General features: G+C 50.6%; 16 protein-coding genes. 14 read left to right on the forward strand and 2 right to left on the reverse strand.

The window, feature by feature from the left end; all coding sequences use genetic code 11:
• Positions 1-34 precede the first annotated feature (34 nt).
• The 4 genes from ACYVFD_RS24610 (at position 35) to ACYVFD_RS24625 (ending at position 8,246) form a co-directional block, all read left to right on the forward strand.
• Complete coding sequence (locus ACYVFD_RS24610; RefSeq protein WP_461093163.1) at positions 35-3,481, forward strand: ThuA domain-containing protein; 3,447 nt, start codon at positions 35-37, stop codon at positions 3,479-3,481.
• Between the two features lie 91 nt (positions 3,482-3,572).
• A complete protein-coding gene (locus ACYVFD_RS24615; protein WP_461093164.1) occupies positions 3,573-6,893 on the forward strand; it encodes a glycosyl hydrolase in 3,321 nt (1,106 codons plus the stop codon).
• A gap of 52 nt (positions 6,894-6,945) precedes the next feature.
• A complete protein-coding gene (locus ACYVFD_RS24620; protein WP_461093165.1) occupies positions 6,946-7,329 on the forward strand; it encodes a hypothetical protein in 384 nt (127 codons plus the stop codon).
• Between the two features lie 104 nt (positions 7,330-7,433).
• Positions 7,434-8,246: an SDR family NAD(P)-dependent oxidoreductase gene (locus ACYVFD_RS24625; RefSeq protein WP_461093166.1), complete on the forward strand. Its 813-nt coding sequence runs from the start codon at positions 7,434-7,436 to the stop codon at positions 8,244-8,246.
• 69 nt (positions 8,247-8,315) lie between these two features.
• Here the strand turns inward: ACYVFD_RS24625 and ACYVFD_RS24630 are convergent, their stop codons facing one another.
• Positions 8,316-8,942 (reverse strand): DNA-3-methyladenine glycosylase family protein, encoded by a 627-nt coding sequence (locus ACYVFD_RS24630; protein ID WP_461093167.1) that lies wholly within the window; start codon positions 8,940-8,942, stop codon positions 8,316-8,318.
• Positions 8,943-9,108: 166 nt separating this feature from the next.
• Here ACYVFD_RS24630 and ACYVFD_RS24635 point away from each other — a divergent pair, with 166 nt between their 5' ends.
• The 3 genes from ACYVFD_RS24635 (at position 9,109) to ACYVFD_RS24645 (ending at position 12,507) form a co-directional block, all read left to right on the forward strand.
• A complete protein-coding gene (locus ACYVFD_RS24635; protein WP_461093168.1) occupies positions 9,109-10,158 on the forward strand; it encodes a sensor histidine kinase in 1,050 nt (349 codons plus the stop codon).
• On the forward strand, positions 10,139-10,969 hold the full coding sequence (locus ACYVFD_RS24640; protein ID WP_461093169.1) for a LytR/AlgR family response regulator transcription factor: 831 nt from the start codon (positions 10,139-10,141) through the stop codon (positions 10,967-10,969). The genes ACYVFD_RS24635 and ACYVFD_RS24640 overlap by 20 nt, the downstream gene beginning before the upstream one ends.
• 101 nt (positions 10,970-11,070) lie before the next feature.
• On the forward strand, positions 11,071-12,507 hold the full coding sequence (locus ACYVFD_RS24645; protein WP_461093170.1) for a S41 family peptidase: 1,437 nt from the start codon (positions 11,071-11,073) through the stop codon (positions 12,505-12,507).
• A gap of 197 nt (positions 12,508-12,704) precedes the next feature.
• Here the strand turns inward: ACYVFD_RS24645 and ACYVFD_RS24650 are convergent, their stop codons facing one another.
• A complete protein-coding gene (locus tag ACYVFD_RS24650) occupies positions 12,705-13,898 on the reverse strand; it encodes a hypothetical protein (protein WP_461093171.1) in 1,194 nt (397 codons plus the stop codon).
• A 105-nt stretch (positions 13,899-14,003) separates the two neighbouring features.
• Between ACYVFD_RS24650 and corA the strand changes: the two genes are divergently transcribed.
• The 7 genes from corA to ACYVFD_RS24685 all read left to right on the forward strand — a co-directional run bounded on the left by corA (position 14,004) and on the right by ACYVFD_RS24685 (position 23,809).
• Positions 14,004-15,152, forward strand: coding sequence for a magnesium/cobalt transporter CorA (gene corA, locus ACYVFD_RS24655; protein WP_461093172.1), 1,149 nt, complete (start codon positions 14,004-14,006; stop codon positions 15,150-15,152).
• Between the two features lie 87 nt (positions 15,153-15,239).
• Entirely contained in the window at positions 15,240-17,744 is a 2,505-nt protein-coding gene (locus tag ACYVFD_RS24660) for a bifunctional UDP-N-acetylmuramoyl-tripeptide:D-alanyl-D-alanine ligase/alanine racemase (RefSeq protein WP_461093173.1), read from the forward strand.
• Between the two features lie 540 nt (positions 17,745-18,284).
• Positions 18,285-19,346: an aldose 1-epimerase family protein gene (locus tag ACYVFD_RS24665; protein WP_461093174.1), complete on the forward strand. Its 1,062-nt coding sequence runs from the start codon at positions 18,285-18,287 to the stop codon at positions 19,344-19,346.
• A 38-nt stretch (positions 19,347-19,384) separates the two neighbouring features.
• Entirely contained in the window at positions 19,385-20,884 is a 1,500-nt protein-coding gene (locus ACYVFD_RS24670; RefSeq protein ID WP_461093175.1) for a sugar ABC transporter ATP-binding protein, read from the forward strand.
• A 23-nt stretch (positions 20,885-20,907) separates the two neighbouring features.
• On the forward strand, positions 20,908-21,897 hold the full coding sequence (locus tag ACYVFD_RS24675) for an ABC transporter permease (RefSeq protein ID WP_461093176.1): 990 nt from the start codon (positions 20,908-20,910) through the stop codon (positions 21,895-21,897).
• Between the two features lie 34 nt (positions 21,898-21,931).
• Positions 21,932-22,879: a sugar ABC transporter substrate-binding protein gene (locus ACYVFD_RS24680; RefSeq protein WP_461093177.1), complete on the forward strand. Its 948-nt coding sequence runs from the start codon at positions 21,932-21,934 to the stop codon at positions 22,877-22,879.
• 42 nt (positions 22,880-22,921) lie between these two features.
• Positions 22,922-23,809 (forward strand): ThuA domain-containing protein, encoded by an 888-nt coding sequence (locus ACYVFD_RS24685; protein ID WP_461093178.1) that lies wholly within the window; start codon positions 22,922-22,924, stop codon positions 23,807-23,809.
• The last annotated feature ends 1 nt before the right edge of the window (position 23,810 follow it).

A 23,810-nucleotide genomic window follows, 5' to 3' on the forward strand; every position in this document is an offset into this window, starting at 1 on the left:
TTTGCCCGACAACAGTAAAAATCCCCAGTACTTTATGAAAGTAAACTCTCTAAGGATCAGTGCCATACTTTGCGGTTTATGGCTATTGATGCATGCGGCTTTTGCTCAAACACCTAAACTTAACGTTCTTGTCTTCAGCAAAACGGCCGCTTTCCGGCACCAGTCCATTGAAGCAGGCAAGAAAGCGTTGGCGAAGATGGCCGGTGAAAAGAGCTTTGGTGTGAACTTCACGGAGGATGCCAGCCAGTTCAACGAAGCCAATCTAAAAAAGTACAATACCGTCGTATTTCTGAACACCACAGGCGATATCCTCAATAATGAGCAGCAAAGTGCGTTTGAGCGATACATTCAGGCGGGGGGCGGCTACGTCGGAATTCACGCGGCCACCGATACCGAGTATGAATGGCCGTGGTATGGTAATCTGGCGGGGGCTTATTTTCTGGATCACCCCATGCCCAATAATGTGCAGAAAGGGAAATTCATCGTGGCCATGAAAAACCACTGGGCTACCAAAGGTATGCCGGATGAGTTTGATCGCACCGACGAGTTTTACAGCTTTAAGAATATTTCGCCCAAGATCAACGTCGTGCTTAAAATCGACGAAAAGACCTATCAGGGTGGCAAAAATGGTGACAATCACCCCATGAGCTGGTATCAGGAGTTCGACGGTGGACGCGCTTTTTACACCGCCATGGGCCATACCGACGAAACCTTTTCGGAACCGCTGTTTTTGAATCACCTCTGGTCGGGTATTCAGTACACTACGGGTGGCGACAATCCGAAGCCGCTAAACTTTGCCAAAGCCCGGCCGGAAGAAAACCGTTTCTCGAAAGTAGTGCTGGCCGAAAAACTGGACGAGCCGATGGAACTGAGCGTACTGGGCGACGGGCGAATCCTGTTTATTCAGCGCAAAGGCGAGGTTCGTTTGTACAATACCAAAACCAAAGAACTCAAGACGATCACCAAAATTCCGGTCAGCACCAAATACGTGAGTAAGGAAGGTAAGGAGTCGATGGGGGAAGATGGGCTGCTTGGCCTGAACAAAGACCCGAACTTTGCCCAGAACCACTGGATTTACCTCTACTATTCGGTTCCCGAGGAATCGAAAAACGTACTGGCCCGCTTCGAACTGAAAGGTGATGAACTGGACATGGCGTCGAAGAAAGTTATGCTCGACGTACCGACCCAACGTGAAGAGTGCTGCCATACGGGAGGTTCTATTGCCTGGGATAAAGCCGGAAACCTGTATCTGTCGACGGGCGACAACACCAATCCGCACGCGTCGAACGGCTACAGCCCCAGCGACGAACGCGAAGGTCGCGGTCCGTGGGATGCCCAGAAATCGTCGGCCAATACGAACGACCTGCGGGGTAAAATTATCCGTATCCATCCCGAAGCGAACGGCACCTACACCATTCCCGACGGTAACCTGTTCGCCAAAGGCACCGCCCAGACCCGCCCGGAAATTTACACGATGGGGCACCGCAACCCGTTCCGTATCTCGGTCGACAAGAAAACGGGCTACCTGTATTGGGGCGAAGTGGGGCCCGATGCTGCCAAACCTGATCCGAACCGTGGACCTGCCGGACATGATGAAGTGGGGCAGGCTCGTAAAGCCGGCAACTTCGGCTGGCCGCATTTTGTGGGCGACAACAAAGCCTATAACAAATACGATTTTGCCGCCAGTAAGTCGGGTGAAAAGTGGGACGCCAACGCTCCTACGAACAACTCGCCCAACAACACGGGTTTGAAGGTGCTGCCTCCCGCGCAAAAGGCGTTTATCTGGTATCCATACGACGCATCGCCGGAGTTTCCGCTGGTGGGTGCCGGTGGCCGGAATGCCATGGCCGGGCCGGTGTTTTACAGCGAAGACTTCAAAAATGCACCCCATGCATTCCCGAATTACTACAACGATAAACTGATTACCTACGACTGGATGCGCGGCTGGATTATGGCCGTCACGATGGACCGGGAAGGCAACTACGTATCGATGGAGCGGTTTATGCCAAGCTACAAATTCAGCAACCCGATGGATATGGAATTTGCCGATAACGGTGACCTCTATATGCTCGAATATGGTTCGGGCTGGTTTACGGCCAACGACGACGCCCGGCTGATTCGGATTGAGTATAACGGCGGCAACCGCAAACCGCAGATACAGGCGGTTGCTAACAAAATGGGCGGTTCGGCACCACTGGCGCTGAAACTGAGTTCGAAAGGCACTGAAGACGCCGACGGCGATGCCCTGACCTATTCCTGGAAGATTACGTCGAAAAATGGCTACAGCAAAGTGGTCAACACCCCCGACGCGAACCTGACGCTGGATAAAGTGGGCGTTTACAAAGCCACACTGACCGTGAATGATGGTAAAGGCGGTACCGCTTCGCAGTCGATGGACATTACGGTGGGCAACGAAGCGCCCGTTCTGAGTCTGGATATGCCGGGTGCCAACAAGTCGTTCTACGTAGCCAATAAGCCATTCGCTTACGATGTTAAGGTGAGCGACAAAGAAGATGGTACGTTGGGTAAAGGCATTGATCCTGAGCGCGTAGCCGTCAATATTGATTACCTGCCCGAAGGGTTCGATAAGGTTGCCATTGCCCAGGGGCACCGGTCGGCCGATGCGGGTGCCTTACTGGCAACTGGTAAAAAACTGCTTGAAGGCAGCGACTGTAAGGCCTGCCACAGCATCAACAAGAAGTCCATTGGACCAGCTTATGCTGACGTAGCGAAAAAATATAAAGGCGATAACTCGGCGCTGGAGCGGCTGACCAAGAAAGTAATTGCCGGTGGGGCAGGTGTGTGGGGCGAAACCCCGATGTCGGCACATCCGCAGCTATCGGCCACTGATGCTTCCGAAATGGTGAAGTACGTACTGAGCCTGTCGAGCGAGTCTGCTACCAACTCATTGCCTGCCAAGGGCAACTACACCGCCAAAATTCCGGCGGGCGATAAGGGCAAAGGTGTATACATTGTTCGGGCGTCTTACGAAGACAAAGGGGCTAAAGGGCTGCCTTCGCTCCGGTCGGAACAGACGTTTATGCTCCGCAATGCCATGCTGGACGCACATGGTTTCGACACTTACGACAACGTCAATAAAATGGCGTTCGGTGGTAATAATCTCGCTATTCCATCCAAATCGGGCGCGTATATGGGTATGAAACAGGTCGATCTGGCCGGTGTATCGGAGTTTCGCGTCATGGCCACAGCGCCCAAGCCTCAACTCAATGCTGTTGGGGGTAAGGTAGAAGCCCACCTGGATAGCCCAACGGGTAAGCTCATCGGCGAATCGGCCATGCTGGAGCCGTCCGATAAAATGGACTTCAAGCCAAATCAATTGAGTGTTCCGGTTAAGCTACCGGCTCCTGTCGACAACAAGCCGCACGATGTGTATCTGGTGTTCGTCAATCCTTCTAAAGCGGCCGGAAGTCTAATGGTGGTGATGGGTGTCGAAGCGGTTCTTACGCCGGGTGCTCAATGAGGTAAGTCTATGAAAGAGGATTCGTCTCAGGTTATTAGGTTGCTTCAGAAATGATCTGAGACGAATCCTCAATCCTTTACCCTTTCTTACCATGAAAAAGTTAACCTTTCTGGCCTGGATGCTTCCGGCCTTCGTACTGGCGCAGCCTTCGACCCTGCAAACGGGTTTTCAGTCACCGCCCAACGCTGCCAAACCCCGTGTCTGGTGGCACTGGATGAACGGCAACATTACCAAAGAAGGCATCACCAAAGACCTTGAATGGATGAAGCGTGTGGGTATCGGTGGTTTTCAGAACTTCGATGCAAGCCTGATGACACCCGCCGTAACGCCCAAAAAACTGGTGTTCATGACCCCCGAATGGAAAGACGCCTTCAAACACACGACCGATCTGGCCAAAAAACTCGGGCTCGAAATGGCCATTGCCGGTTCGCCAGGCTGGAGCGTAACAGGTGGCCCGTGGGTCCCGGCCAGCGACGCTATGAAAAAGTACGTCTGGTCGGAAACGCGGGTAACGGGTGGACAAGCCTTTTCGGGCAAGCTACCCCAGCCACCGAACGCTACGGGCAAATTTCAGAATGTAGCGCTGGTTCCCGATAGAATTCTCAGCCAGTCGTCGGAGGACGCGCCAACTTATTATGCCGATGCGGTCGTTGTTGCTTACCGCCTGCCTGCAGCCGAAAAGCCCCTGAGTGCCTTCAATCCGAAAATAACGTCGAGCGGAGGGCAGTTCAACCTGGCCGATCTGACGGATGGTGATCTGGCGAAAACGACCATGCTGCCGCCGATGGAAGTAGGACAGGATATGTGGATTCAGTACGAGTTCGACAGTCCGCAAACGTTCAAGGCGTTTACCATTGTGGGCGCTCCCGCAGCAGGTGAACTGGCCGAATTCCGGGGAATGCCCGACAACCGAACGCTGAAAGTAAGCGACGATGGGGTTAACTTCCGGGATGTGGTCATCATCCGGGGTAGTACGGTACCCCAAAGCACCATGGCTATTTTGCCAGCCACAGGTAAGTATTTCCGGTTTACGTTTAAGACCGAAAAGCCGGAAGGCAATCCGTTTGCCGCTATGATGGGTGGTCGTTCGGAACCCGGTAAGCCGCAGGGTGTACCCGTAGCCGAGCTGGTGCTGCACAACACCGACCGCGTAGATCTTTTTGAGCAAAAAGCTGGCTTTAGCGCCTGGAAAGAAAGTACGCACTCGCTGGTACAACCCAATGCCGATGCCATTCCGACCGACGATGTCGTTGATCTGACGTCAAAAATGAGTGCCGATGGTACGCTGAACTGGACGCCACCGGCTGGCAACTGGGTGGTGCTGCGGTTAGGTTATTCGATCACCGGCCGCAAAAATCACCCCGCTTCCCCCGAAGCGACGGGTCTGGAGGTTGATAAGCTCGATAAAGTAGCCGTCAGAAAATACATCGACACCTATCTGGACATGTACAAAGATGCTACCGGCGACCAGTTGGGAGCAAAAGGACTTGAGTACATGGTGCTGGATAGTTACGAAGCCGGGCACATGACCTGGACCAAAACCATGCCCGAGGAGTTTCAGAAGCGACGAGGTTACGACATGCGCCCCTGGATTCCGGTACTGACGGGTCGGATCATACGCAGTGCCGAAGCGAGTGAAAAATTCTTATGGGACTTCCGCAAAACCATCGGCGAACTGATTGTTGAAAGCCATTACGAAGTCATTGGCGATGCCCTGCACGCCCGTGGCATGAAGCGCTACACGGAGTCGCACGAAAACGGCCGTATCTATCTGGCCGACGGCATGGATGTAAAGCGCAAGGCCGATATTCCGATGTCGGCCATGTGGACGCCGGGTAGTCTGGCCGGGGGGAGCGACGAAGAGGTCCGTAGTGAGGCCGATATTCGGGAGGCTGCTTCGGTGGCCCACATCTACGGGCAAAATCTGGTAGCCGCCGAGTCGATGACCTCTGTTCAGAATGGCTTTAGCTGGCATCCCGAAAAACTCAAACGTACCGCCGACCTGGAAATGGCATCGGGCCTGAACCGGTTTGTTATTCATACATCCGTGCACCAACCCCTCGACGACAAAAAACCCGGTTTTTCGCTAGGGCCTTTCGGGCAGTATTTCACCCGTCAGGAAACATGGGCCGAGCAGGCAAAAGCGTGGACGGGTTATCTGGGGCGTAGCTGTTTTCTGCTCCAGCAGGGCAAACCCGTTGTGGATGTGCTCTACTATTACGGCGAAAACAACAACATCACACAGGCTTTCGCGCAAAAATTACCGACCATTCCAGGATATGCGTTCGACTTTGCCAATTCGACAGTGTTGAAGGAGGCCCTTCGGATGCAGGATGGTAAAATCACGGCCCCCAGCGGTCAGCAATATCGGCTGCTCGTTCTTGATTCGACAGCGCAGACCATGACCCTGCCCGTACTTAAAAAGCTGGGCGAACTGGTCAAAGCGGGTATGCATGTAGTGGGCGCAAAACCACAGCGTACGCCCAGCCTGACCGACAATGCCGCTGAGTTTACGGCGCTGGCAACACAAATCTGGAACAACCCGAATGTATCGACCGGACCGATTGCGGCTAAGCTGGTAAAAATTAATGTGGCTAAAGATGCAGATATTTCGGGTGCAAAGGCACCGATTCTGTATGTGCATCGCCAAACAGCCGATACAGATCTGTACTGGCTCGACAATCGGAGCGAAACAACTAACGAAGCCACGGTTAGCTTCCGTGTGACGGGCAAGGTGCCGGAATTATGGCACCCCGAAACGGGCAAAGTCGAGAAAGTATCCTATCAGATCAAAGACGGCCGGACCATCGTACCGCTAAAGTTCGAGTCGTGGGATGCTTACTTCATCGTTTTCCACGACAAGGCAACGGTGGCTTCCTACACTAAACCAGCGGTGACCGAAGCGCAGGTAGCCCGCATCGAGAGTCCCTGGACCGTTCGCTTCCAGGAAGGTCGGGGCGCACCTGCCCAGGCGACTATGAATACGTTGGCTTCATTATCTGAGAATGCTGATTCAGGCATCAAGTATTTCTCGGGAACAGCCGCCTACGAAAATACCTTTGAATTACCCGCTTTCACGAAAGGCAAGTCATACATCCTTGAACTAGGTGAGGTGAAAAATATTGCCGAGGTGATGGTGAACGGCAAAAACGTAGGTACGGTCTGGAAAAAACCGTTCCGCATCGACATCACCGACGCGCTGAAAGCAGGACGCAATACGGTACAGGTAAACGTCACGAACCTGTGGGTAAATCGCTTGATTGGCGATGCGCAGCCGGGTGTCAAAAGCAAAGTTACGTTCACGACCATGCCTTTCTACCGACCCGATTCGCCGTTACTGCCATCCGGTTTGCTGGGCCCCGTTCGCGTGCTGACGGCAACAAGTGCATCCGCTACGGCGGCCGTGAAATGATAAAGAAGTGCTCAACCCTAAAATTTTTATTTACGTTAAAACCAATCCAAGTATGAAAAAAGTAAGCACAATCCTGTTCCTTTTCTTTCTGTTCGTCTCCGTTAAAGGCTTTTCGCAGGCAGCAACTCCACCAACCGACTTTTTTGCCGGAAAGTGGGAAATTACCGTAATGGGAACCCCCGATGGTGATGCCAAAATGGTAACCGAGCTCGTTAGAAAAGACGGTAAACTAACCGGTGAATTGAAAGATCCAACCGGCAAACGTCCCGAAGCGATCCCCATTTCCAAAATTGAAGAAGAAGCCAATAAGCTGACTATCTACTTTGTAGCCCAGGGAATGGATATAAATGTAAACCTTGATAAAGTCGATGACGATCATCTGAAAGGCTCACTCATGGGCATGTTTGATTCGACTGCCTTGCGCGTAAAGCCGTAATATCAAGCTAAAGGAATACAGACAGCAGATGCCACGGGCGGGGTAAATCACCATTCTCGTGGCATCTTCTTTTTCGTCCATTCACAAATCAACTACTGAAAACGATGCAGATAACGGGCAAAACGTTTGTTTTAACAGGAGCTGGAAGCGGCATCGGTCGCGAACTGGCCCTGCAATTACTAAGGAGAGGAGCCAATGTAGCAGGTATCGACATCCATGCCAGTGCATTACAGGAAACACAGTCCATTGCCGGTGTAGGAGACGATCGATTCAAAGGTTTTACGCTGGATATTACCGACATAGGAAAAGTAGACGCTTTGCCCAGGGACGTAATCGGTCATTTTGGTGCGGTCGATGGTCTGATCAATAATGCGGGGATCATTCAGCCGTTTAAACACGTCAAAGACCTTGCGAATACCGATATTGAGCGGGTCATGAATGTGAATTTTTACGGTACAGTTTACCTGACCAGAGCTTTCCTACCCCTGTTTCTACAACGCCCTGAAGCGCATATTGTGAATGTATCGAGCATGGGGGGCTTTCTACCCGTACCGGGCCAAACGATCTATGGGGCCGCCAAAGCGGCTGTCAAGTTATTTACTGAAGGATTATATGCCGAACTGGTTGATACGAACGTCCGGGTAACGGTTGTCTTTCCGGGTGCTATTGCCACCAACATTACCGAAAACTCGGGATTGGGTAAACCGAAACCTAGCAGTAATCAAAAAAGCAATTCGAGCATAAAGCCGTTGCCTGCACCCAAAGCGGCTGAGATAATTTTGGGCGCAATTGAAAAGAACAAGTTCCGCGTAACTGTTGGAAGTGATGCCCGATTTCTGGATCTACTCTATCGCTTCAATCCCCAATACGCCACCGATTTCATCCAGAAGAAAATGAAGTCGATTCTGAACGGCTGATAGAACGCAAGTACATGAATAATGAATAATGAATAAGGGTAGTCCTTACGCGCATTATCCATTATTCATTTACTTCCCTGGTTTCCAGCGCCACAGATACCGACTTGCCGTGGTGCGGTACGGACGCCAGGAATCCGCTATTTCGTGTAGTACTTTGTAAAGTGCCCGGCCAGTAAGTCCCTGTGTTTGTTCAGGATAGGCCAGAAGCATCCGCTGTCGAATCACCAGATCGTCGATGGGAAACACATCGGGCCGGTCCAGAACGAACATCAGCAGCATTTCCACCGTCCACCGACCAACCCCTTTGATCGGTATTAAGTACTGGACAATGGCCTCATCGGTCATGGTGTCGAGATGCGTTCGGGCCAGGGAATTCGTCAGCGAAAATTCAGCTACACTTTGCAGATAGTTGATTTTCTGGGATGATAGTCCGGCACTGCGCAACTCCTCCGTTGTTTTCAAAAGGAGTGCATCCGCCTGTGGGTACTTGTCGGGGAAAAGGGCACAGAACCGGGCAAAAATAGCATCAGCCGCTTTTACCGAAATCTGTTGCGACACAATGCTTTCCAGCAAAGCCAGATAGACATCGTCGGCATACTCATTGAAAATTTTCGGATTGGGTGTCTCGGCAATCAGCCGGGCCATCGTCGGGTCCTGAGCAAGGTGGGTTAGGATAGCGGGTTCGATCGGTTGCATAGCCAGAATGCCCAGATGGAGTGGGCCAAATCAAGGAGAATATCTATACACAAAGGTACAGCATGGAGGCTGATTGAAGCGCGAAATTCCGACGGTCTGGGTGCATTTCTCAACAGTTCAGTAGGGTTTTTCTTTCGTAGTAAAGTCTGTTGAAAGATATTTACGGATGATGGAAAAACTGAACGATCGCTGGTTGCGTCTGGTCGGCGTGCCGCTCATCTCAATCGTCTCGAACTTTATCTTTTTTCAGCCCGACAATGATGCCCGGCACATTAGCCGAGGGTTTGCCTTGGGAGTAAGTCTGGTGGAGTGTGTATTGGTGTGGGAGGTTGCCCGGCTGGGTATTTTACAGGCTCGTAAACGGTATCCGCGCTTAAACCAGACCAGCCAGCGCATAGCCATTCAGGTGCTTTGGTTTGTCGTGACGATGGTCATTCAGCGGATCGCCATCGTCTATTTCTATGATCGAACCCAGTTCTGGGGATATCCCATGTCGGAGCGAGCCTATTGGGTCAATACCCTGATTCCGTTGTTGTTTGTAATACCATTGGCAACCATTTACGAAGCCCGTTACCTGTATCGACAATGGTGGGTAACGTATTACGAAGCCGAGCAGCTCAAGAAAGAAGCGCTCCAGAGCCAGCTCGATTCACTGAAAGCCCAGATCAATCCGCATTTTCTGTTCAATAGCCTCAGTGCGCTTTCGTCACTGGTAGTCGAAAACCCGAAGCAGGCCGAGCGGTTCATCGAAGAGCTGGCATCGGTGTATCGGTATGTACTGCAAACGAACGAACAACTGCTTACCCCACTGGTTACCGAACTCCAGTTTATTCGAGCTTATTTCCACCTGTTGCAAATGCGTTTTGGTCGTAGTGTAGAACTGGATATTACCGTCGAAGCGCGTTTTTACACCTTGCTTATTCCGCCGTTAACCTTGCAGCTGCTGGTTGAAAATGCCGTGAAGCATAACGCAGCTTTGCCTGGCAAACCGCTGCTGATTCAGATTTACACCGACGAAAATGCACATCTTATTGTCAAAAATACCGTTCGCCGAAAACAGAACATAGTCCCCTCCAACCGGACAGGGCTCTCCAATATCATTACCAAATATCGACTGCTGGGGCAACCCGATGTGGTGATTAACCAATCGGACGATTGTTTTCAGGTTACTGTTCCACTTATTCAGGAAGCGCGCTATGACTATTCTCATCATTGAAGACGAAGAACCGACCGCCCGGAAACTGCAACGGCTCTTACTCGATATAGACCCTTCCTTGTGCGTATTGGGCATGACCGGGAGCGTCGATGAGTCGGTAGACTGGCTACGTACTAACCCACATCCCGACCTGATTTTTATGGATATTGAACTGGCCGACGGTCAGAGTTTCGAGATATTTAATCAGGTAGCTATAAGCAGTCCGGTGATTTTTACGACAGCCTACGACGAATACGCCATCAAAGCCTTCAAGGTCAACAGCATCGACTACCTGCTTAAACCCATTAAAGAAGAGGATGTACGGCAGGCGCTTGCCAAGCTTCACGGATTGCGCCAGGTACTTAGCCAGACCGGGACCGTTACCAATGCGGCATTGGAGTCATCGTTGGCGAATCTTCTTAAGCAATTTCGGCAGGTATCCGAAACGTCTATGGTATCGACCTATGTGGCCCTTCGGCCCCTGCCAACGGCTTTCCGGGACCGTTTCCTGATCAAACAGGGGCAGCGATTATTTTCGGTCAGTGTCAATGAGATCGCTTATTTCTTCAGCCGGAACAAACTGTCGTTTCTGAAAACCCGCGACAATCACGAATGGCTCGTTGATTACACCATCGATGAACTGGCGCAGATGCTTGATCCGCAGCGTTTTTTTCGACTCAATCGACAGGTGATTGCCGAACTGGAAGCCGTCGATAAGGTGCATTTGTATTTCAATGGAAAACTCAAGGTGAGCCTGCAACCTAATTTTGACGATGAGGTCGTAGTCAGTCGGGATAAAGCTGGGGAGTTGAAGCGGTGGTTGGGTGAATGAAACCGACGATTCGGGCGGTAAAATGCGCTGTTCGGTTGCGGGTTTCTTTTGAGAACGACCGGTTCGCGCCAGTTTTGTTCCACCATTAAACACAACGACTAATGAACCGAATCCTGCACCTCAGCCTACTCATTTTCCTGCTTCGCCTACCCGTTCTGGCGCAATTGCTTACGCCCGAACAACTCCAGACGGACTTCATACGTTTTCGAACGGCCTTAGCCGAAGCCCACCCCGAAATGTATCGTTATACGCCAAAGTCGCGTTTCGATTCCCTGTTTGCCGCTACGGCTTCGCAGTTGCATAGCCCCATGACGCAGCAGGCGTTTTACGTGACTATGGTTCCTTTACTGGTTGCGCTGCGGGATGGACATATCAAATGGATCGTGTCGGGCCGGGATGAACATTATCCGTTTTCTACCGACAAGTTGTTTCCTCTTAAATTGTATTTCCTTGGCGAAAAAGCCTGGATTGTTGGTAATTATGGGACCGGTTCGGTGCCAAACGGAGCGGAAGTGATGTCGATTAATGGAAAGTCAATGGCGCGTATCGTTCAAACCCTGTTGCCCAATATGACCTATGCTGACGGAGATCGCATCGGGGGTAAGCTGGAAGACCTGAACAACTTCTTCTCTGGCTATTACGCCACGTTTATCGGAGCGCCCGACACCTTCGACGTTGCTTACCGACTCGGCTCTGAAACGCAAACCGTAACCCTGGCCCCCGTTACGGAACAAACGATTAAAACGTATGTCGAGCAACACAAAGGCAAACCACAATTGCCATATCGCCTAACGTTCCCCGATAAGCAGACCGCCGTAATGACTATCGAACGGTTTTGGGGAGCTAAAAAAGAACAGGATTACAAGGCGTTTCTGGCGGAGTCGTTTCGGGAAATTAAGCGGCAGGGTATCCAGCATCTGGTGCTTGACCTGCGCAATAATGAAGGCGGAGAGGAATCGTGGGGTGTTGAACTGTACAGTTATCTGGCCCAGCATCCCTTCCGGTACTACGATCATATTAGCGTGCGGCAGAAAAAAGGCTTTTCATTTCCAGCCTGGTCCTCGAAACTTTACCGAATGGCCAAGTTTATGGTCGTCAAAAAACGGGGTGATGCGTATGTGTTTACCCATCACAAGGGATTACATACGACCAAACCCAAAGCGGGTGCCTATGCCGGTAAATTGTATGTCCTACTCAACGGCACTAGTTTTTCGGTAACGACGGAACTATCGGCCAGAATCCATGCCGACAAGCGGGCGGTATTTATCGGACAGGAAAGCGGGGGAGGGTATAAGCTGAACAGCAGCGGGATATTTGCCATTACGCAATTGCCAAACTCAAAAATTGACCTGGGTATCGGCATGTTTGGGTTCAACATGGCTAATGTGTCAGCGTATCCCTACACCGATCGGGGTATCATTCCCGACCATCTGGTAGAGCCTACGGTGGAGGATATACTAACACAGCGGGACCGAATTATGGACTATGCCTTAAAATACATCCAGAACCAGAAACCTGCGCTGACGAAAGTGGAATGAACTAAATAGGGATAATAAACGAATAGATTAGCGTGGTGTCGGTTTCTAAAACCGACACCGTGAGGTTTCTCAAAACCGAACGATACACTAGGTTTTGAGAAACCTCACGGTGTCAGATGCTCACATCTGACACCACAGGAATCACAGAAAGAGCCAGAAAGCAGCGCTGACAAAAGTGGAATCACGTAGGCGGTTAGTTAATCTCGCCGATAGCGTGTCTGTAATTGTCGGGCTATATCATCGACTAGTTCATCCCGCATGCTGCTGTACAGTTGCCAGCGTGAGGGTGGAAAAGGGTCGGCACTTTTTAGCGACTGGCCATTCAGGGCCCGATTGTCACCTGAAAATTCTTGCCATTCGGTTTGCCAGCTACGACTTTCGCTAATGGGGTCTTCCCAAATCACCTTCCCGGTTTGCGCGTCGATGGCCCGCATCCCTAAGCTAAGTCTACTGGTTATTGTGCGTAGGTGAGTGGTTAACGTACCGCTCACTTTCTGCATGATGTCAACTTTGGTCGAGTCGTTGATTTTCTTTTCGCCCACTTTATACAACTGGTTGCTATACACCGTAGTCGACGATGCTGTAACGTCTTCGCGGTAAGGCCTATAATCGGTAACCTGCATTTGCACGGCCTGATGGATCGGGAAACCATCGCCCAGTATCAGCTCGACAGCCAACTCATTGATCGGATAAAGGCGCACAAATTTTGACGGCTCTGTGTTCTGGCTAACTTTCCTGAAAACCAGCTCCTTCAACTCCTGATTATCGCTTCGGCTTAATTCACGCGATGGGCTCAGAGGGTCAATAACGACCCGAAGGATGGCAAAGTCGAGCGCTTCGGCGGCTTTGGCCCGAGCCTGTCGGTAATCAGGTACCCATTCGATGGCTTTCAAATAATTCAGGTAAGCATCCTTTGCGGCTAAGCGGTTCTCTTCCCGATAGGCAAACGCCTGTTCTGCTACGTCATACCGATCGGCGGCTGCCAGTTGGCGCGTATAGCTCTGTTGGGTCTGGTAAGAAACCGGGTACGAAGCCAGCCAGTCTGCACAGCCCGCGCAGGAGGAGTTATACGCCCGACGGGCATTGTCGGTCAGAGATTGTAGCTGTTCATATTCTTTATATACCTGTTCCCAGCGAAAGGCATCAGGATTCGTCAGTCCGGAAAGTTTTCGTATGGTAGACTGGTGCTGCTCGTAAGCTTTTAGAAAGCCTTGTTTGATGACATCAGCGGCCAGTCGATGGCCGCGTTTACTCAGGCCAGGTCGTTGCAGAAGCCGGTGCGATGCTCGTTGAACCGCCAGATCATAATGGCCATGCCGAAACGCCGTTTTGCCACTGCTACAGGCAGCAACGAAGGCCGCGATCAGGAGAAACAGAAAAGGGCGTAGCATAACGGTAAAGTACGAATTTTTAAACAGTTGACAACGCAGTGAGTAGTTGGTTTATCTTTGACACCAAAATAAAGCTGACCGTTTGGAGAGCTGTCTGAAAAATCTATGTCGAAACGTCGACGCAACCGTTCGGCTGAAAAATTGCTGGGCACATCGCCGGGAACGCTTACCTATGTAGGCGTTGAAATTGAACACGCGACAAAAATCAAGCGTATTGAATACAATGCCACTGACTATCAGATTGATGAGAACAGCAAGCTGAGCGCCTGCCGACTACCGGGTTTGGCAACACCCTATATCAACTGGATTGATGTCGATGGTATTCACGAACCAAAGGTGGTGGCCGCTCTGGGGCAACAGTATCATTTACATCCGTTATTGCTCGAAGATGTATTGAATACGGATCAGAAGCCCAAAATCGACACCTACGATGCCCAGACGACCAACGGTGATGGGGACAAACAGAATAGCGATGGGGTTAAACTGAAAAGCCCAATTAGCCCAGTCGTGTTTATAACCCTGAAAATGCTGCATCATAGTCGGCAAAAGCAGGAGATCGATGTCGAGCATGTGAGCCTGGTGTTGGGCAAGAATTACCTGATTTCGTTTCAGGAAGAGCGAACGAAAGATATTTTTGACCCCGTCATTGAGCGCATTAAGGCTTCCTCGGGCAAAACCCGACGCAACGGAGCCGATTACCTGCTGTATGCGCTCATGGACGTTATCGTAGACCATTATTTCCTGATTACCGAACGAATTGGGGAAAAGATGGACGAACTGGAGGAACAGCTTGTACAGGAGCGTGTTTCGCAGCAAACATTGGGTTTCCTCTACACCCTCAAGCGAGAACTTTCGATAATCCGGCGGACCATTTATCCTGTGCGCGATATTGCCAACACCTTGTTGCGGGAAGAATCCGACCTGATTCAGCATAATACATTGCCTTACCTGCGCGACCTGGCCGACCATATGACTCAGGTTATTGAAACGCTGGATTCCTATCGCGAATTGATTTCGGGCATGATGGACGTCTATTATTCCATTGTGAGCAACCGCATGAACACTGTCATGAAAACGCTGACCGTTATTTCATCCGTTTTCATGCCGTTAACGTTCATCGTAGGCGTGTATGGTATGAATTTCGACAATATGCCTGAACTACATTCACGAAATGGGTATTTTGTGGTGTGGGGTGTTATGATAACCGTTACGATTGGTATGGTCGTCTATTTCCGACGACGTGGCTGGATGTAGTCAAATAGGTCATTAGATGGTCGTATATAGTCAGAAGCATTATGCGGATTAATCTATCTCTGACGATGACCGAATTAGTAAAAAAGTATGAAAACGAAGTTATTTCAATTGACCAATAAACAGTGGCTAACCGATTCGAGGCAGGTGACGGGCAGCGCTGTAGATGCCGTTTTTTTTGCCATTCAGGGTGAACATCACGATGGGCACGATTACATCGGTGAATTATACCAGAAAGGTGTTCGTCAGTTCGTGGTCGAGCGGTCGGCTTTAACACCCGAGCGCCGGGCCGAATGGCTCGCTTATGCCGAAGCAACGTTTGTGGAGGTCGACAGTAGCCTGCAAACGCTGCAAACGCTGGCTGCCGAGCATCGGCGGCAATTTCACATTCCGGTTATTGGAATAACAGGCAGCAACGGCAAAACCATTGTGAAAGAATGGCTGGCACAGTTACTCGAAGGTGGCTCATCGAGTCAGGGATTTGTCATTGCCAAAAGCCCGAAGAGTTATAACTCCCAGCTAGGTGTACCCCTGTCGGTGCATGAACTGGCCGAAAACCACACCCTGGGGGTTTTTGAGGCCGGTATCTCTAAAGCACACGAAATGAAAGCGTTGGAAACTATTATTCATCCAACGATCGGCATCTTTACCAATATCGGTACCGCACACGATGAAGGATTCCGAACCCGGAAACAAAAGATTGCCGAGAAACTTCGACTGTTTATCCATGCCGAAACCCTGATCTATTCGGCGGATTATTCCGAAATTGATGAAGAGGTAAACATGTTGTTGAAAGCCGTAAACCCCGATATGCGACTGATTACCTGGTCATTGACAGGTCGGAAAGCTGTCTATCAGGCAACCGTCCAGGCCGATCAGCTGCATCTGACAAAAGCTGACCAGACGCTTACGCTAAGGCTGCCGTTTACCGATCCGGCTTCGGTCGAAAACCTGATTCATTGCCTGGTCACGATGCTCCAGTTACGGACCTGGTCAGTTGATGAGCTACAGCTTCGCCTGAATCGACTTCGGCCCGTTTCGATGCGGCTGGAGCAAAAAGAGGGTATCAACAATAGCATTCTGATCGATGATTCATACAACAACGACGTGGCCGGATTGCAACTGGCGTTACAGTATCTGAATCAACAAAGTACCCGTACCCGTCGTGTCGTCATTCTGTCGGATGTGTTGCAGTCGGGCCAACCCGAAAATGAACTCTATGCGTTGGTGGGTAACTTGATGCAAACGCACGGGGTATCCCAGTTTGTCGGGATCGGTCCGGTCGTTAGCCGAAATGCACCATTTTTTGCCGACAATAGTCGATTTTATCCAGACACGAATGCCTTTCTCTCCCAGTTTCCATTTTATGATCTGCGCGACAGCACGGTATTGGTAAAAGGGGCTAGACCCTTCTCTTTCGAACGAATTGTGGCCCGTCTGGAGCGAAAGGTACATGGCACAGTGCTCGAAATCAACCTGGATGCCCTGACGCATAACCTGAATTTTTACCGGGGAAAAGTTGGCGCCGACACCAAAATCATGGTCATGGTGAAAGCGTTTGCCTACGGAAGTGGCAGTGCCGAAGTGGCTCAGTTGCTCCAGTTTCACCGGGTCGATTACCTGGGAGTAGCCTACGCGGATGAAGGGGTATCGCTCCGGCAACAGGGTGTTCATTTGCCGATTATGGTCATGAATCCGGCTCCCGAAACCTTTTCAACTCTGCTCGAATACCAGCTTGAGCCCGAGATCTACAGCATGCGTCTGTTGCGGGAATGGGGTCAATGGCTTGCAGAAGGCAGAGGACAGGGGGAAAAAGAACCTGGACACTCCCCTCTGCCCTCTGCCCTCTGCCCCATACACTTAAAAATCGACACCGGAATGCATCGGCTGGGATTTCTGGAAGGGGAGATAGCTACCGTCGGCCAGTATATTAAGCAACATCCAGCTATGCAGGTGGCAACCGTGTTCAGTCATTTGGTAGGATCGGATGATGCCCAGTTCAATTCGTTCTCGAAGCGGCAATACGAAACCTTTTTACGCTGTACCGAAGCATTGGAGGCCGAATTAGGTTACCGACCTGCCCGCCATCTGTTGAATTCGGCAGGCATCGTTCGTTTCCCCGACTATCGACTGGATATGGTCCGGTTGGGGATTGGCCTGTATGGGGTGGAAGCGAGTGGTACCGATCAGTCAGCCTTGCAGACGGTAGGAACCCTGCGGTCGGTGATCAGCCAGATCAAAACGGTACGGGCGGGCGAATCAATCGGCTATAGTCGTCGTGGCGTACTGGATCATGATGCCCATATTGCGACCATTGCGATTGGGTATGCCGACGGATTTGACCGGCGGCTGGGTAACGGTCGGGGAGAAGTATGGGTCAATGGAACCCGCTGCCCAACCGTCGGTAACGTGTGTATGGATATGACCATGATCGATGTGACGAAGGCGCAGGCAAACGAAGGTGATGAAGTCACAATCTTTGGTACTGAACTTCCCATAACTGACCTCGCTCAGCAGATGGAAACAATTCCTTATGAAATACTGACGGGGATCAGCGAACGGGTTAAGCGGGTATTTTTCAAGGAAGGAAACTGATAATGAGGCTGTTTGTGTCTTTTAGAATAAACTGAAAATGATCGTTTTTTTGTCATTCCGACGATAGGAGGAATCTCAAACTTCCTCACTAATCAAGCCTGAGATTCCTCCTATCGTCGGAATGACAAAAAAACGATCCAGTTTACCGTAAGTTAGAAAGCTTAAACGGCTTCACTGGTACGATTCGTACACTCGATGTCCATGAAAGCCCTTCGAACGGGCTTTTTCGGTTTATGTGAGATAGGGAATTCATACCATCACGATTTCAGCATACAGATCGGCTAAAATCTGCTCGTTTGGCCGAGACGGCCATCTCTGCTTAGTGCTGACGGTGAGTGTCTTGCAGGAAAGAGCCGGGTTAATCCTCTGTTTGCCCTCACTTAATTCTCAGTAGAATAATCAGATTGAATCCTCTTAGTAGAACAGTTACCTATCATGCCTACTAATGCCAGGTGGTTCATTTACGCTATTGGCATTTCGTAAGTATGATCGTTATGATTATTCGTTTCAACGTCGCTTACACCTTAACTACCATTCGTTTTGATACCACAACCCTGGTATAATAAAGTCTCGAACCCCGCACAGATTGGTGGTATCGAGACCTCAGTGCTTGATAATGGCTCGGGTCTGGGTACCCGAATTGCCTGGATCAATACCGGAACCGGCCTCCGGTATAAACTGGTTCTCGACCGGGCTATGGATATTGCCGATGCGTTTTATAATCAGCATAGTCTGGCCTGGCTAAGTCACTCCGGCATAACAACACCCCAGCCATTTACCGAACGAGGGTTGGATTGGTTGCGAACCTTCAACGGTGGCTTGCTAACTACCTGCGGCCTCTCTCATGTGGGTGGACCCGAACAGGATGCTTATGGTGAACGGGGATTACATGGGCAGATCAGCAATATTCCGGCTACTATTGAATCGATCAGTCAGCCCGATCCGGTTATGGGTAAACTGGATATGAGCATTACCGGACGGATGATGGAAACTAGGGTGTTTGGCCCCAGTCTGGAGCTGACAAGAACCATATCGGGAACACTAGGCCAGCCCGTTATCCGTATTCATGATGAAGTTGTAAACCGGGCGAATACACCAGCTCCCCATATGCTGCTCTACCATGTCAACTTTGGCTGGCCACTAGTCGACGAAGGAACAAAGCTGATCTGGAAGGGGCAATGGCAGGCCCGTGAGGGTGGTATGAATGGCGAAATCTTCCAGGATGGATACGATTTTCGAACCTGCCCGGCACCGCTCGATAACCATAGCGGTACGGGCGAAGCCGTTGCGTTTATTGATGCTACGCCCGATCCGGCAGGACAGTGCTCAGCCGGGCTGTACAACCCTAAGTTGGGTATAGCCGTAGCGATGCGGTTTCAGAAAGCCGAGTTGCCCTGGCTGATCAACTGGCAGCACTGGGGAAAAGGCGAATATGTAACGGGTATGGAACCCAGTACCCACCCGCCAATTGGTCAGGCAAAAGCGCGGGAGCAACAAACGCTGATTTTTTTAGAACCTGGCGAAAAACGGTCATACACACTAGAACTGGAAGTGCTGGTCCAACCCGATCAGATTAAGGAATTTTTAAACCGATTCGAATAAACTAATGAAAACATCATTAGGATAGGATTATCAACCCTATGAACCCCAATTCTGACTACATTCTTCAGGTACGAGGTTTGACAAAATCGTTTTCTGGCGTAAAAGCGCTCGATCAGGTTCAGTTAGACGTGCGTAAAGGAGAAGTACATGCCCTGATGGGTGAGAATGGGGCCGGGAAGTCGACCTTAATGAAAATCCTGATTGGCCTGCTACCCGCCGATTCAGGAGACATTATTTTCGAAGGCAATGCGCTGACGGCTGGCCATGTTCGGGACGTCATGAAAAAAGGCATCTCGATGATTCACCAGGAAATGCTGATTGTCCCGGAACTTACCGTTGCCCAGAATATTTTCCTGGGACGGGAAATGAACGGCCGCTTATTTAGCTGGCTGAATGATCGAAATCTCAGCGAACGGGCAAGGGATCTGCTTCAGGAGATGGATATGAATATCGACCCTACTGTTAAAATGAAACACCTGAGCGTAGCGCAAACCCAGATGGTCGAAATTGCGAAGGCTATTTCCAATAAGGCGAAGGTGATCATTATGGACGAGCCAACTTCGGCCCTGTCGGATAAGGAAGTCGCCACACTTTTCAGGCTGATAAAAGACCTCACGGCCAAAGGCGTAGCCATTATTTACATTTCGCACAAGATGGAGGAAATAGCCGCCCTGGCCAATACCATTTCGGTACTGCGTGACGGAAAATACATTGGTACCCGACCTGCTGCTGAACTGGATATGGACACCCTGATTACAATGATGGTTGGCCGGAAAATAGAAAGCTTATTTCCGGCTTCGGTGTCCCATCGGGGTAAAGAGGTTCTGTCGGTGAGTCAGTTATGTCGGCATGGGGAGTTTGTCAATATCAGTTTTGCGGTGCATGAAGGCGAGGTATTGGGTATCGGTGGATTGATGGGTGCTGGCCGAACCGAAGTTGCCCGGACTATTTTTGGCCTGGATCAACCCGACAGTGGCCAAATTTATATCGAGGGCAAGCCTGTCACTATCAAATCACCACGCCAGGCCATTCGACATGGAATTGGTTACGTGAGCGAAGACCGGAAAGGGTTCGGGTTTATTCCCCGACTATCGGTGCGCGAGAATATTACACTAGCCAACTTATCAGCTCACGCAAAAGGGGGAATAATCCGGGCCGATAGCGAATCTGTGGCCGCAGTTGATATGATTCGTGATCTGCAAATAAAAGCGTCCGGCCCTGAGCAATTCGTGACGTTTCTGAGCGGAGGAAATCAACAAAAAGTAGTCATCGGCAAACTATTGCTTTCATCGCCATCAATCATTATTCTTGATGAACCAACCCGAGGTATCGATATTGGGGCCAAGGCCGAAATATATAAACTCATTCGTCAGTTGAAAGAAGCGGGTAAAGCCATTATCCTGATCTCGTCCGAGTTACCCGAACTCCTTGGACTAAGTGACCGAATACTGGTGATGGCGAAGGGAAAGAAGACGGCCGAGTTGTCGGCCCAGGAGGCTTCTCAGGAAACGATAATGCAGTATGCGATGCAGGTTTGATTGCCCACCTTTTATACGTTTACATGGAAAATAACCTCAACAGCTATTTCGATAAGGATAGCGGGTCATACAAATTACTGGTACGTCTTCAGGAAGTTCGCAAGTACGGCCTACTGATCGCATTTGTGGCTATTTGTCTGGCACTTTCCCTGGTTACCCCACGGTTTCTGACTATTCAGAACCTGATGATCATTGTGACGCAGGTTTCCATCAACGCGCTGCTGGCATTTGGGGTTACATTCGTCATCATTACGGGCGGTATCGATTTGTCGATTGGGTCGATTGTGGCTGTTACTGGCGTGGTAGCTGCCCTATTTGCCCATCCTGACAGCTATCCGGTAATCGTGCCGATAGGGGTTGGGCTATTGGCAGGTCTGCTCTTCGGCGCTTTCAATGGGTTTGTTGTGACCCGCAGTAAGGTGCCGCCGTTTATCGTAACGCTAGGAACTATGACCATTGGGCGTGGACTAGCCCTGATCTTAAGCAAGGGCCGTCCGGTTTCTAATCTGTCCGATACGTTCAATTATATTGGTGGAGGTAAAATTCTGGGCGTACCTACGTTGATTATCATTCTGATTATAGCCTTTATTGCCTGTACTGTCGTACTTAGAAAAACTGTGTTAGGCCGTTACATGTATGCCGTAGGAGGCAACGAACAGGCAGCCCGTGCCTCTGGTATTGAGTTGAGCACCATAAAAATGGCTGTTTATATGCTTAGTGGTGGCCTGGCGGCTCTGGCTGGTATTTTGCTGACCTCGCGCATCACCACGGGGCAGCCGAATGCGGGCGCAGGTTTTGAACTCGATGCTATTGCGGCAGCCATCATCGGTGGTACCAGTACCTCGGGCGGAACGGGCACCATGACGGGAACTCTATTGGGTGCACTCCTGATCGGGGTAATCAGCAACGGCCTTGATTTGCTCAACGTAACATCCTATTACCAGCAGGTGGTGATGGGCATCATTATCATCGGCGCTGTTGTGCTGGACAGTATCAATCAACCGAGTCGTTAATTCTGAACCTTACGAATACGTAGCCTAACTTACGATGAAACAGATTTCGTCAATAGCAATTGCACTCAGCCTGGTTAGCCTTTTATGGGCCTGTAATCAATCGTCTACGAGCGAAAAAGGTCAGGGGAGTGAAGGAAAAAAGCTAGTCATTGGTGCCACGATGCTCAGTATGCAGAATGAGTTTATCGTCAATGTCCACGATGAAATGGCGAAGAAGGCCGAAGCTGATGGGGTTGATTTAATTACAGTCGATGCCGAACGGTCGGCCCTGAAGCAAGTGGAACAGGTCGAAAGCTTCATCGCTCAGCATGTCGACGCGATCATTATGAATCCCTGCGAAGTAGAGGCCAGTTCACCCGCCGTCGCTAAAGCATTAGCCGCTAATATCCCGATTATCAACGTCAATTCGGAGACCAGTACCAAGCCATCGGCCTTTGTCGGGTCCGACGATGTGGAGTCGGCCCGGATTGCGATGAAATTTATTGCCGACAAGCTGGGCGGCAAAGGAACAATCGTTATGATGCATGGCTACATGGGTCAGGCGGCACAAATCAAACGGGAACAGGGGGCTCGTGAAATCCTGAAGCAATACCCCAACATCAAATTGATTGCCCACCAGACTGCGGAGTGGGACCGAGCTAAGGCGATGTCGCTAATGGAAAACTGGATTCAGTCGTATGGCTCTCAGATCAATGCCGTTTTCGCCCAGAATGATGAAATGGGGCTAGGCGCCGTAAAAGCCCTGACCGATGCGGGTCTGAAAGATAAAGTTGTGGTGGTTAGTATCGACGCTATACCCGACGCGCTTCAGGCTGTCCAAAAAGGTACGTTGGATGCTACTGTTTTTCAGAATGCGCAGCAACAGGGTGCAAAAGCTGTTGAAACTGCCGAGAAAATCGCTAAAGGACAACCATTCGAAAAAGAGACACTTATTCCATTTCAATTAGTGACGAAAGCTAATTTGTCCCAGTTCCTGAAGTAACAAATCTGTCGGTCCGCCGATGCGGTTCTATCCCTATTTAAAATGACAGCCGTGAAAACAAACCGTAGAGCATTCCTGCACACACTTACTGGATTAGCCAGCCTGAGTGCTTTGTCAGCAGTCGCCGATACAAAGGCCCCTCAGAAACCGCTGGTGGTATTCGTTACCGGCGATCATGAATACAGTGGTGAATTAACCTTACCGTTCATTGCCGCCGAACTGGAGAAAAATTATGGGATGCGCACCAAAGTCCTGAAAGCTTATCCCGACTATAATGGTGAAAAAGACATTCCGGGTCTGGAAGTCCTGCGCGAAGCCGATCTGGCGGTGTTTTTCCTTCGCTGGCGACAACTTCCTCAGGAACAACTCGATTACATCGACGCCTACCTGAAATCGGGAAAGCCGGTGATGGGATTCCGCACCACAACCCACGCGTTCAATTATCCGGCTGGCGATCCGCGCATCCGGTGGAATTCCTTTGGTGAGTTTGCCTTCGGGGCACCTCCCGGTTGGGGCGGCAAGGCAGCCCATACGCATTACGGCCACAAGAGTACCACCGATGTGACCATCATCACCGAAGCCGCCAAAAACCCAATCCTGACTGGCGTGGCCCCCAGTTTTCATGCCGCGTCCTGGTTGTATCGGGTACGGCCCGATTACCCGGCCAAAGGCGCTACCTGGCTACTGATGGGGAAATCCGTCAATCCCGATAAAGAAGCGATCGATAACCCCGTGGCCTGGACCTGGAAAAATGAATGGGGCGGCAAAGCATTTATGACCACGCTGGGGCATCCCGAAGATTTTCAGGTCGAAGCCTTCCAGCGACTGGTCATTAACGCCATTCACTGGGAACTAGGCTTGCCGATTCCTAAACGCTGGAAAGGTAAACTAGACATAAACGTACCCTATGGCCATCCTCAAAAACCTTGAT

The organism is Spirosoma gilvum, from assembly GCF_054776815.1.